At 67.8% G+C, this 11481-nt stretch carries 9 protein-coding genes and 1 pseudogene; 3 read left to right on the top strand and 7 right to left on the bottom strand.

Annotation, left to right across the window (positions count from 1 at the left end; translation table 11 throughout):
• Positions 1–188: 188 nt before the first annotated feature.
• Positions 189–2648 carry a plasma-membrane proton-efflux P-type ATPase gene (locus AC2VOK_RS06405; protein ID WP_428899731.1) on the top strand — a complete coding sequence of 820 codons (2460 nt, stop codon included), beginning with the start codon at positions 189–191 and terminating at the stop codon, positions 2646–2648.
• Positions 2649–2665: 17 nt separating this feature from the next.
• On the opposite strand, the gene AC2VOK_RS06400 is transcribed toward AC2VOK_RS06405, so the two are convergent.
• Positions 2666–4183, bottom strand: coding sequence for a serine/threonine-protein kinase (locus tag AC2VOK_RS06400; protein WP_428899730.1), 1518 nt, complete (start codon positions 4181–4183; stop codon positions 2666–2668).
• A 262-nt stretch (positions 4184–4445) separates the two neighbouring features.
• Entirely contained in the window at positions 4446–5108 is a 663-nt protein-coding gene (locus AC2VOK_RS06395; protein ID WP_428899729.1) for a hypothetical protein, read from the bottom strand.
• 474 nt (positions 5109–5582) lie between these two features.
• Here AC2VOK_RS06395 and AC2VOK_RS06390 point away from each other — a divergent pair, with 474 nt between their 5' ends.
• Complete coding sequence (locus tag AC2VOK_RS06390) at positions 5583–6251, top strand: class I SAM-dependent methyltransferase (protein ID WP_428899728.1); 669 nt, start codon at positions 5583–5585, stop codon at positions 6249–6251.
• Here the strand turns inward: AC2VOK_RS06390 and mmpH are convergent.
• From mmpH to AC2VOK_RS06370, 4 genes are all read right to left on the bottom strand, one after another.
• Positions 6232–7308 carry an MMP endo-(1,4)-3-O-methyl-alpha-D-mannosidase gene (mmpH, locus tag AC2VOK_RS06385; protein ID WP_428899727.1) on the bottom strand — a complete coding sequence of 359 codons (1077 nt, stop codon included), beginning with the start codon at positions 7306–7308 and terminating at the stop codon, positions 6232–6234. The two genes, AC2VOK_RS06390 and mmpH, sit on opposite strands and share 20 nt — an antisense overlap.
• The gene (locus AC2VOK_RS06380; RefSeq protein ID WP_428899726.1) at positions 7295–8053 is read right to left on the bottom strand and encodes a class I SAM-dependent methyltransferase; all 759 of its coding nucleotides are present in this window, start codon (positions 8051–8053) and stop codon (positions 7295–7297) included. Before AC2VOK_RS06380 ends, mmpH begins: the two co-directional genes overlap by 14 nt.
• On the bottom strand, positions 8047–9303 hold the full coding sequence (gene manT / locus AC2VOK_RS06375; RefSeq protein ID WP_428899725.1) for an MMP alpha-(1->4)-mannosyltransferase: 1257 nt from the start codon (positions 9301–9303) through the stop codon (positions 8047–8049). Before manT ends, AC2VOK_RS06380 begins: the two co-directional genes overlap by 7 nt.
• 177 nt (positions 9304–9480) lie before the next feature.
• Positions 9481–10101, bottom strand: a complete 621-nt coding sequence (locus AC2VOK_RS06370) for a cutinase family protein (RefSeq protein WP_428899732.1) — start codon at positions 10099–10101, stop codon at positions 9481–9483.
• A gap of 172 nt (positions 10102–10273) precedes the next feature.
• On the opposite strand from AC2VOK_RS06370, the gene AC2VOK_RS06365 reads away from it, so the two are divergent.
• On the top strand, positions 10274–11083 hold the full coding sequence (locus AC2VOK_RS06365; RefSeq protein WP_428899724.1) for a DUF1906 domain-containing protein: 810 nt from the start codon (positions 10274–10276) through the stop codon (positions 11081–11083).
• Between the two features lie 274 nt (positions 11084–11357).
• Here AC2VOK_RS06365 and AC2VOK_RS06360 read toward each other — a convergent pair.
• Positions 11358–11481: pseudogene (locus AC2VOK_RS06360) on the bottom strand (type II toxin-antitoxin system PemK/MazF family toxin); the annotation flags it as partial.

Genomic DNA, 11481 nt, shown 5'->3' with positions numbered 1-11481 from the left:
GCGGCAGGCCCATCGATCCCGATCTGGAGGAACACCGAAAACCGTCAGTTCACATGACGCCGCGCCGCGATTCTCATCCGCAGACCCGGACAAGGTCCATCCGGTAGGGGGCGTTTGACTCTATCTGGGTCTATGGGGACCGGTGCAACCATGAACTCGACGCGTGACGGACCATGAGGGAGACCGGGTTGACACAGGCCGAGGACAAACTGGCCGAGTTGCCGCTGCCGCAGCTGCTCGCCGAATTAGGCAGCACCGCAGCGGGTTTAACGACAGTCGAGGCCCAGCAGCGGCTGAAGCGATACGGGCCCAACGAGATCGCCGACAGGCATCGCAATCCGGTACTGGAGTTTCTGGGCTATTTCTGGTCACCGATACCCTGGATGATCGAGATCGCGCTGGTGTTGTCGGTGGCCGCCCAACACTGGACCGACGCGGTGATCATCGGGGTGCTCCTGGCGATGAACGGCCTGGTGGCGTATTTCGAGGAACACCAGGCGTCCAACGCGATCGCCGCGCTCAAGCAGCGACTGACATCGTCGGCGCGGGTATTGCGTGACGGCGCATGGGCGACGGTTGCGGTGCGCGAACTGGTTCCCGGCGACGTCACGCGGGTGCGCCTCGGCGATGTGATGCCCGCCGACCTGAGGATTCTCGACGACGTCACCCTCGAGGTGGACCAGTCGGCACTGACCGGCGAGTCGCTGGCCGTGAGCCGCGGACGGGGCGAGGCCTTGTTCTCCGGATCGGTGGTGGTGCGCGGCGAGGCCGATGCGCTGGTATGCGCCACCGGGGTCTCGTCGTACATGGGCAAGACCACCGCCCTGGTGCAAGCCGCGGGTACGGTCAGCCACTTCCAGCGCGCGGTGCTGCGAATCGCCAACTATCTGATCGTGATCGCGCTCACCCTGGTTACGTTGACGGTGGCGGTATCGCTGATCCGTGGCAATCCCGTGCTGGAGACGCTGGAGTTCGCGCTGGTGGTCACCATCGCCTCGATTCCGGTGGCGCTGCCAGCGGTGCTGTCGGTCACGATGGCCATCGGCGCCCGTCAGCTGGCACGCCACGAGGCCGTGGTGAGTCATCTGCCCGCGGTCGAGGAACTCGGCGGCATCGACCTGTTGTGCTCGGACAAGACCGGCACATTGACCCAGAACCGTCTCGCGCTCGCCGCCCGCTGGACCGTCGCGGCCGTCGGCGAGGACGAACTGCTCACCGCCGCCGCGCTGGCCTCGCGCGTCGAAGACAACGACGTCATCGACCTGGCCGTGATGGCCGCCGCGGTGCCGCCACCCGTGGCCCGGGTGGACAAGTTCCTCCCATTCGACCCGGTCGGCAAACGTACCGAGGCGACCGTGCGCGATCCCGACGGCCGGACTTTCCGGGTCAGCAAGGGCGCGCCCCAGGTCATCGCCGCCCTGTGCGAGGGCGACGACGCGACTGCCGAAATCGGCAGCGTGGTCGATCGCTTCGCCGGCCACGGGTACCGGTCATTGGGTGTGGCCAAGACGGATGGCGGCGGCTCCTGGCGGCTGCTGGGTGTGCTGGCGCTGGCGGATCCGCCTCGTGACGACTCCGCGGCGACCATCACCGCTGCCAAGGAACTCGGCATCGACGTCAAAATGGTCACCGGCGACCAGATAGCCATCGGCCGCGAGATCGCCCGTCAGGTCGGGCTGGGGGAGCAGATTTTGGATGCGGCCGTCCTGGACACGGCCGGCACCGACGACGACCTGGGCGCCCGGGTGGAAGCGACCGACGGATTCGCGCAGGTGTTTCCCGAGCACAAGTACCACATCGTGCGGTTGTTGCAGGCCCGTGGGCACATCGTCGGGATGACCGGCGACGGCGTCAACGACGCGCCCGCGCTCAAGCAGGCCGACGCCGGTATCGCGGTGGCAGGGGCCACCGACGCGGCCCGCGCGGCCGCCGACGTCGTCCTGTTGGCCCCCGGGCTGTCGGTGATCGTCGACGCGATCGGCCAGGCCCGCGAGATCTTCGCTCGGCTCACGAGCTATGCAACCTACCGCATCGCCGAGACCATCCGGGTGCTGCTGCTGATCACCCTGGCCGTGGTGTTCATGAACTTTCGCCCGGTCACCGCCGCGATGATCGTGTTCTTGGCGCTGCTCAACGACGGCGCGATCCTGTCGATCGCCTACGACCACGTGCGCGGCTCCACCAAGCCGGTCAAGTGGGACATGCGCGTCGTGCTGACCATCGCCACCGTGCTCGGTGTGATCGGTGTCATTGCGACGTTCGTTCTTTTCTTCCTCGCGGACCGGGTTTTCGCACTGGACCACGACGTGATCCGCACCATGATCTACCTGAAGCTGTCGGTCGCCGGACAGCTGACCATATTTCTCACCCGCTCCCGCGGTCCCTTCTGGTCAGGGCCCGCTCCCGCACGGCTGCTGCTGGGCGCGGTGATCACGGCGCAAACCGTAGCGACGCTGATCTCGGTGTACGGGGTGGCCATGACCCCGCTTGGGTGGCGCTGGGCCGGCCTGGTTTGGACCTACGCGGTGGTGTGGTTCCTGTTCAACGACCGGGTCAAGCTAGCCGCCTACTGGTGGCTCGACCACCACCCGCGCCGGAAACCCCCGATCCCGCCGCACGTCAGGTCGCTTCGGGACCACGCGGCCTGACCCGCGGCCGACTTCTCCTATCGCCGGTACTGGGGGCAGTAGGCGGTGATCGCCGCGTTAACGCCGGCCGCGGCCTGAGCAGGCGTCAGGCCACTCCGGTTCTGTGTCGCGGCGGCGGCATCCGCGGGACTCGCCCCTCGTTGCAGCCCCGCGCACACCCCTCGGGCGGTGGTGGTCGCCTCCTTGGGGTCGTTGACGGTGACCCCGGGGATCTGTGCGGCAAGGTTCAGAAACACCTGATCGGGGCCCGAAGACCGTCGCCGCGGTGCCGGCAGTCTCGGCGCAGCCGCGACGGTCGGATGGGCTGAGGATGCCAGTCTCGGCGCTGACGCGGGTCTCGGCGCTGACGCGGGTCTCGGCGCCGGTGTCATGGGGGCCGCGACGGCCCGAGCGGACGTCGGCATCGGGGACGCCGGTGGCTCCACGTGCTGCGCCTTCCGGGGTGGCGGCGGTGCCGGGGAGACCGTGGCCTGACCGTGTTCCGGGACGCCGCTGTCCCTGCCGACCGCGTAGCCGGCGATACCGAACACGTCGAGTGCGAGCACAGCCGCCGCAGCCGCGAAAATCCGCCGCCGCCCGCGTCGGTGCTTCGTGTCGACGCCGGTAGGGGGCGCAGACTCACTTCCGTGGGGCCGGACCGCCAGGGGGATCTGCATGGTCGGAACCGACTCCGTCGGTGCCCGGGAAAGTAACGCGTCGGCGAACGCGCCGGCGAAATCGGCGCACCGGGCGAACCGATCGGCCGGATCCTTCGCAAGTGCCACAGCGAGCACCGGGTCCAAGACCGCGAGCCTGGCACGGGTCTTTGCCAGCGCGGGCGGTGGCGCGGTGAGGTGGTGGCTGATCACCGCAACCGCATTGGTGAACGGGAACAGCGTGGTTCCGGTCAGCAGGTGATAAGCGGTGGCCGCCAGCGCGTACTGGTCGGCGCGCCCGTCGGTCGGTTCGCCCGCCAGCTGTTCGGGTGCGGCGTAGGGAAACGTGCCGACGGTCATGTTGGTGGCGGTCAAGCCGCCGGAGTCGGCGATGTGGCGGGCTATGCCGAAGTCGCTCAGCAGGATTCTCTGTTCACCGTCGCCGGACTTGGTGAGCAGGATGTTTGCGGGATTCACGTCCCGGTGCAGGACGTCGTGGTGTTCGTGCGCGTAGTCCAGCGCACCGGCGATCGCCGCGATGATCGTGGCGACCTGATCGGCCGGCATGCCGACCGGGTAGCGGTCGCGCAGGAGGCTGGCGGCATCGGTGCCGTCGACGAAGTCCATCGCGATCCACAGCCGGCCGCCGAACTCCCCGCGGTCGTTGACGCGCACGATGTTTGGATGCCACAACCCGGCCGCCAGGTCCGCCTCTGCGATGAAGCGCCGCCGATAGCTGTCGTCGGCGCAGACGTCATCGCCCAAGATCTTGAGGGCTTCGCGGCGGGGCAGTCGCGGGTGCTGGGCGAGATAGACCTCGCCCATCCCGCCGGATCCCAGCAAACTAACGATCGTGTACCCGGCGAACACCTGCGCGGCACGCAGGAGCGGCGTGCTCATCGTCTTCTCCTCGACAGGCCGCCCAAAACGGCCCACTATCCGATTTCAGCACATCACCGCGTCCGCGGATAGGGGGAAAATGTTCTGCGCCCCATACGATCCCAAAGGACGGGGACGCCCCCGGCGCGCCGAGTTGATCACCATCCCGCCGGCAATGGCGAATGGGTGGAGACGTCACCGCCCTACCTGGATGGAGGCCGACCGCAGGTTCGGCCGGCCCGGGCGTGTACGTGCGCGGCGCATCATCCGGATCCGGGGACCGTCACAGCATGGAGTTGATCATCGCCTGGCCCACACCGGCGATTCCGACCGGCGAGACGCTCGATTCCCGATAGTCGATGAACGCCGACAACCGAGTCGAGGTGTTCAGCAACTCCAGGAACACGCCCAAGATGGGGGTGGTGTCGATACCCACCACGTTGTCAGCGGTGTAGTCCACGCGGGCTGCCTGTTGGAAGTTCCTGGCCTGCAGGGTCTTGGTATTGATCTCGCCCGACGGGGTCAGATTGGTCAAGACGGTGTTGGCCACCTCATTGTCGACGTCGGCCTGCAGCGCGGCGGTCACGTCGGCCGCGGCGGCCGGTTTGACCGTGACCCGCATTTTGGCGCCGGCGTCGGTGTCGGCCAGCGTGACCCAGTTCGTGCCCCGATCCACGAGTTCCCAGCCGGGTGCGGGTGTGATGGAGATCCCGCGGTCGATGAGGATCGGATCGGCCGATGTCAGCGCGATCGCCACGCCGCGCGCCGTCGTGGGCGAGGGTTGTTCGGAAGGAAGGCTTGTATCGGAAAGGGTGGCTGCGCCGGTCACCGCAGCCACCAGAATGTTCACCGCGATGATGGCCGGTCGCAGTGGGTGCCCGACTCGTCGCGCGGTAGTGGGGTACAACACCGCGGCGGCGCGCGGTAGCGGTGACGTCGATGACATGGTGGCTCCTCTTGCAGTTGTGGTTATCGAGACGTGCGGGCTCATGGTTGCGTTGCGTGCAGTCGCTCTCCGCGAAAGCGGAACAGCGTTCTTCGATGGCGTGGATCGAAAGACGACGGCAAGTATCCGCAGCAGGCCCGAACAGTGAAACGTCGTTTCCATCGAGATTGGACCTGCCGAGGTCAGGGTGCCGTCCAAGTCCAGGGCCACCAACCGAAAGAAGCCCACACCCCGATCCCTTCTAGTCCAGACCATCGACCCGGCGGGCACCGCGACCACGAGAAGGATAGGCCGCCGGACCGCTCGCCGGGCAGGGTCGTTCGCCCCCATTCGCGGAAGGACGTGCCGACGCGGTACCGGCCACGTGGGCCGCAAGTTTTCTCAGGGCGGGGTTCCGGGTGACTGGCGGCGGGACAGTGCGCAATCGGTCGGCCCAGCGGATGCAGCAAGTAACACAGTCGATAGATTCGACTGATGAACCGCGACGACGCCCACTCGACCGAGCGCCTGTTCGCGCTATCCGACCAGGTGCAGGGTTTCATGCCGTTCGACGAGGGGCGCGCCCTGTACGAGGCGGCACTGCGGTATCTCGACGGTGGCGTGGGTGTCGAGATCGGCACTTACTGCGGCAAATCGACCCTGTTGCTCGGCGCGGCGGCACGACAGAACGCGGGTGTGCTCTACACGATCGATCACCACCATGGCTCCGAGGAACATCAACCTGGCTGGGAGTTCCACGACGCGTCGATGGTCGATGCGGTCACCGGGCTCTTCGACACGCTGCCGACGTTCCGCCGCACGCTCGACGCGGCGGCACTGGACGACAATGTCGTCGCCGTCGTGGGCAGGTCCCCGGTGGTGGCCCGGGGGTGGCGTTCACCGCTGCAATTGCTGTTCATCGACGGCGGCCACTCCGAGTCCGCCGCGAACCAGGATTTCGACGGATGGGCAAAATGGGTGGACGCCGGGGGCGCTCTCGTCATCCACGACGTGTTCCCGGACCCCGCGGACGGCGGGCGACCGCCATACCAAATCTACTGCCGCGCACTGGATTCCGGCCAGTTCCGGGAGGTTTCTGCCACCGGATCGCTGCGGGTGCTGGAACGCACGGGCGAACAAGTCGTCAGCGGCCCGGGCCGATGACCACGCATTCGCAGTCGAAGTCGGTCTGCAGCCCCATCGGCAGGCCGTCGCCGCGGAAGATCCCGCCGGCCCCGGTCGTGTCCGACAGCGCATCGGCGGCCAGGATGACCGCCGCCCCGGTCCAGGTGGTCCGCTCCTCGGGCCACCGCTTCCCGTCGGCGAACACCAAACCCGTCCAATACGAGCCGTCGTCCTCGCGCAGGTGCTGCATTGCGGCGAATTGCCTCAGCGCGGCGGAACGCTCGCCGATGGCGTCGAGGGCCATCACCAGTTCGCACGTTTCCGCGCCGGTCACCCAGGGGCGGTCGTCGACGCAACGGATGCCCAGGCCGCCGACCACGAAGTCGTCCCAGCGCTGCGTGATCCGCTCGGCCGCCGCCGGGCCCCGCAGCGCGCCGCCGAGGATGGGGTAGTACCACTCCATCGAGTAGCGGTCTTTCTCGGTGAACGCCTCCGGGTGCGCGACGATCGCGTGGCCCAGCCGACCCAGCGCCAGTTCCCACTCGGGCTGCGGCTCACCGATGAGAACGGCGAGCGCCAGCGCGCAGCGGATGCTGTGGAAGATGCTGGCGCACCCGGTCAGCAGCGCCTCCGGCAGGGGGCCGGATTCGCTTTGCGCCCAACAGATCTCTCCGTAGCCGACTTGCAGGTCGATGACGAAGTCGATCGCGTTGTGCACCACCGGCCACATGGCCTTGGCGAAGGCCTTGTCGCCGGTGACCAGCACGTGGTGCCAGACGCCGGCCGCGATGTAGGCGCAGAAGTTGCTGTCACTGTTGGCGTCCTCGACGATCCCCTCACGAACCTGGATGGGCCAGGAGCCGTCGGGCCGCTGCATGCGGCGGCACCATTCGAACGCCGCCCGAGCGGGCTCCAGCAGCCCCGCCGCGGTGAGCGCCATCGCGCACTCCACGTGATCCCACGGGTCGGTGTGCCCGCCCGGGAACCAGGGGATGGCACCGGATGGTTCCTGCGCGTCGGCGATGGATTGCGCGGTTTGCCGGCAGTGTTCGGGGGTCAGGACACCCGCGACCGCCGGCGGCTCAACGCGACGCAATTGAGTACCCCGGAATCACTCCGATTTCCGTCGCCCGCGGCTTGGTGAAGTACATCGCGACGCTTTTGCCCACCACCGGGTTGAGCAGCGACTCGGCCAGCCGCGTCAGTTTCGGCCGCTGCATCAGGTCCCACACCAGCAGCTTGTGGTAGGCGGTCACCGCGGGATGGTCGGCGTTCGACACGCCGACAGCGCATTTCAGCCACCAGAACGGCGAATGCAGCGCGTGCGCATGGTGCGCGTGCGTCCAGTGCAGGCCGCCTGCGGTGATCTTGTCACGGAGCCGGCTGGCCCGGTAGATCCGCACGTGGCCGCCCTCGTTGCTGTGATATTCGTCGGAAAGCAGCCAGCACACCCGTTCGGGCAACCACCGCGGGACGCTGACCGCCAGCGTGCCGCCGACTTTGAGCACCCTGATCAGCTCGGCGATCGCGGCGTCGTCCTGGGGTACGTGTTCGAGGATTTCCGAGGCGATGACGCAGTCGAACGTCTCGTCGGCGTAGGGCAGGCTCAGCGCGTCGCCGGCGACGGCCGTGGCCGCGGCGTCCGGAGGCGCCTCGCCGGTCTCGCCCATCGCCCGCAACATGGTTTCCACACCGCGCAGTTCGGACTCGTCGCGGTCGAACGCGACGACGTCGGCGCCGCGACGGTACGCCTCGAAGGCGTGCCGGCCCGCTCCGCACCCCACGTCGATCACTTTTGACCCCGGCCCGATGCCGAGCCGGTCGAAGTCCACCGTCAGCATCGAGTGTTGCCCCCGGGGGCGGCCCGGCGCGCGGTCGCCCGCTCGTAGACCGCCACGGTCTGAGCCGCCACGGCGTCCCAACTGAACACTTCGACCGCACGTTCCCGGCCCGCCCGCCCCATGCTGCGGCGCTTCTCCGGTGAGTCGAGCAGACCGCCGAGAGCCCCGGTGAGCGCCTCGACGTCGGCCGGCGGCACCAGCTCGGCACAGGTACCGTCGGTCCCGACGACTTCGGGCAGCGCGCCCACCCGGCTTGCGACCACCGGGGTGCCGCTGGCCATCGCCTCCACCGCGGGCAACGAAAACCCTTCATAGAGGGAGGGAATGCAGGCGACCTCCGCCGAGGCGAACAAGGCGGCCAACGCGGCGTCGGACAGCCCGCTGGTGATATGGACGATGTCGGAGATGCCGAGTTCGGCGATGAGTTTGTGGGTGGCACCGTTGGGCTCCACCTTCGCGACCAGCCGCAACTCGAGATCGCGGTTCACCCGGAGCCTGGCCACTGCGTGCAGCAGGGTGCGGACCCCCTTCAGCGGGGTGTCGGCGCTGGCGATGGCGATGACGCGCCCGGGTTGCCGCGGGGTGGGCCCCGGTTTGAACAGGTCGGTGTTCACGCCGAGTGGCACCACGTGCAGCTGCTCGGGAGCGACCCCGAAGTCGGTGACGATGTCCGCCGCCGACGACGACGAGACGGTCAACAGGTCCGGGATCTGGCGCGACACCTGCTGCTGCATGTTCAAGAAGCCGTACCAGCGCCGCACCAGAGGTTTGCGCCACCAGCGCGCGGCCGCCAGGTCGAGCACCCGGTCGCGGGTGATCGGGTGGTGCACGGTGGCCACGACCGGCAAACCCGACTCAGCGATCGAGAGCAGGCCGGCGCCCAGACTCTGGTTGTCGTGGACGAGGTCGAAGTCGTTCATCCGATCGGCCAGCAGCCGGGCCACGCGCAGCGTGAACGTCCGCGGTTCGGGAAAGCCGGCTGTCCACACGGTGAGCAGTTCCAGCAGATCGATCGAGCTTCGGATCTCACTCGGACGAGGCACCCGGAACGGGTCGGGCTCGCGATATAAGTCCAGGCTGGGCACCTTGGTCAGCCGCACCCTCGGATCGAGCAGCTCGGGATAGGGCTGGCCGGAGAACACCTCGACCTCATGCCCCAGGTCGACCAAACCGCGGCTCAGATGGCGCACGTAGACGCCCTGCCCGCCGCAATGGTCCTTGCTGCGATAGGACAGCAGGGCAATTCGCATACTCAACTCTTATCCGCTGCGGGAAAACCACCGCCGAGCGGCCCCCACTCCGTCCGCATCAACGCACCCGAGAACACCGCGACAGCAAACTGGACATGTGTCCAGACTATAGTTCGAACAGCTAAACGACGCAACGCGGGCCCGGGATGGCGCCGACCTGCACTCCGATCCGCACGTTCAGAGTTTGCGGGCGACGAAGTCGGCAGCCTGATTGGGCATGCCCGCCGCGACGTATGCCTCCGCGAGGTGCTGGGGCCAGTTGTCGGTCCAGGTTTTCGGGTCGGCCGGGTTGCAGATGGGGTCGTCGCCGTGGCACAGCTCGATGGTCTTGTCGCTGTAGGCCGGACTCAAGTTCGCGAACGGACCGATCCACTGGGTCCCGTTGCCGAACAAGGTGACGGCCGCGATGTGCTGGCCGGCGTCCGACGGGAGAAGGTCGTCGAAACCGAACGCGGAGAAAGGCACCGCGAGCACGACGTCGGTGACCGCGGCCCCGAGGGAGTACCCGCCGAGCACCAGTCGGGTGGTCGGGCAGCTGGCGATCATGCCGCGGACGTGCTTGCTCATGTCGTTGGCGCCGACGGCCACCTCCGTGTTGGCCGGATAGTTCACTGCGTGCACACCGATGTTCTTGCCCGTCTTCGACCTGAGGGCATCGACCAACGCGGTGCCGACGGCGCCCACGCCCGGCGATTCCAGACGTCCGCGGGCGAAAACGACCTGAACCGGGGGACAACCGGCCGCCGCGGCCGGCCAGGCGGCCCCAGGCGTCCCCGACGGCAGCACCATCGCAGCCATCAGCGCGGTCGTCGCCAGCGCGACGACGACCGGCCTACGGGCAACCGGGACAGCCACAACCGAATTCAAAACGATGGGCGGCCGGCTCACAAGCCGTAGCGCTCAGGCGGGCCGTCGCGGACCCCGGTATCGACGGCCCCGCTGGCGCGGCCGGCTTTGTTACCATCGCGCGATGCACGATTCGGCTGCGTCCCGCGGACCGGCCGAGGCGCGGTCCTTCTCACGACGTGCGTTGCTCAAGTTCTCCGTCGCCCCGGTCCTGGTGGGCGCAGGAGCGGCCACCGCCTCCCTCGGCGCTCCGAGGGCATCTGCCGGCGCCCTCAAGCTGATCGATTTCGCCGAGCGCAGGATCGCGCCGGAGGAGATCAAGGCCGCGGGCTATGACGGCGTGGTCAACTACGTGGCCGAGTCGCGTCCCGGCGCGAACTTCAAAGCCAAACCGTTGACCCGCGAGTACGCGGACGCGCTGAGCGCGGCGGGTCTGCACATCGTCAGCAACTATCAATACGGCAAGCCCGGTTGGCCCGGCGCTCCGTCGGACTTCACCCGGGGGTACGACGGCGGGGTGGCCGACGCGCAGACCGCGCTGCGGTTACACACCGCGGCAGGCGGGCCGGCCTCGGCCCCGATCTTCTACAGCGTCGACGAAGACATCGACTCCAACACCTGGAACGACGTGGCCCTCGACTGGTTTCACGGCCTCAACTCGGTGATGGGTGTCGGCCGCACCGGCGTCTACGGCAGTTTCCGAGTCTGTGGATGGGCGATCCGGGACGGCGTGATCGGCAGTTCGAGCTCCGTTGGGTACCGGTGGGCCTGGCAGACGAAGGCGTGGTCGCATGGCCAACGCGAACCCATGGCGGTGCTCTACCAGGCCGTGGTCAACACCCCGTCGAACCCGGGCCCGTTGTTGGGCGGTATCAACGTCGACGTCGACGACGTCCTGGCAGCCGATTACGGGCAGTGGGATCTCGTCCGCTGACGTGTCGTCGCCGCTCCTGGGTGCCCTTACGTCAGTGATCTCGGTCGAGCGTCCAGTCGCCGTTCTGCGCCAATGCCAATGGCGGCCAAACGGTGTTGCGAAGGTCAGGTCGTTCTGGTGTCTCGATCGTGAATGACCGACAAAATTGCCGGTAAAGCGCGCTGAGGGGGGTCTGGGTGTTGTTTGCGCCACGTGAGGGTGAGGCCACTGCACGCCCGCCGTACATCTCGACCGCGGCATGAGCCACGATGCCCTTACCGGCCTATGGCACGACCTAGTCCAGGTCGAACGCGTTGCCGATGGCGTCTGCAAGGGCTGGTTCCTGCGACGCAAAAAGGTAGCCGATTCGACGACGAAGATCAGATGCCGGGATCGTTTGGATGTTGTCGCAACTGACG

This window comes from Mycobacterium sp. TH-M116, from assembly GCF_057473685.1.
The sequence above is the reverse complement of the archived record's forward strand: the minus strand, read 5'-3'. Positions and strand labels throughout refer to the sequence as shown.

Coding starts and splice junctions, on each gene's coding strand:
- AC2VOK_RS06400 (WP_428899730.1), bottom strand. CDS start 4,183: ATGAGCACGCCGCTCCTGCGTGCCGCGCAGGTGTTCGCCGGGTACACG.
- AC2VOK_RS06395 (WP_428899729.1), bottom strand. CDS start 5,108: ATGTCATCGACGTCACCGCTACCGCGCGCCGCCGCGGTGTTGTACCCC.
- AC2VOK_RS06390 (WP_428899728.1), top strand. CDS start 5,583: ATGAACCGCGACGACGCCCACTCGACCGAGCGCCTGTTCGCGCTATCC.
- AC2VOK_RS06380 (WP_428899726.1), bottom strand. CDS start 8,053: ATGCTGACGGTGGACTTCGACCGGCTCGGCATCGGGCCGGGGTCAAAA.
- manT (WP_428899725.1), bottom strand. CDS start 9,303: ATGCGAATTGCCCTGCTGTCCTATCGCAGCAAGGACCATTGCGGCGGG.
- AC2VOK_RS06370 (WP_428899732.1), bottom strand. CDS start 10,101: ATGGCTGCGATGGTGCTGCCGTCGGGGACGCCTGGGGCCGCCTGGCCG.
- AC2VOK_RS06365 (WP_428899724.1), top strand. CDS start 10,274: ATGCACGATTCGGCTGCGTCCCGCGGACCGGCCGAGGCGCGGTCCTTC.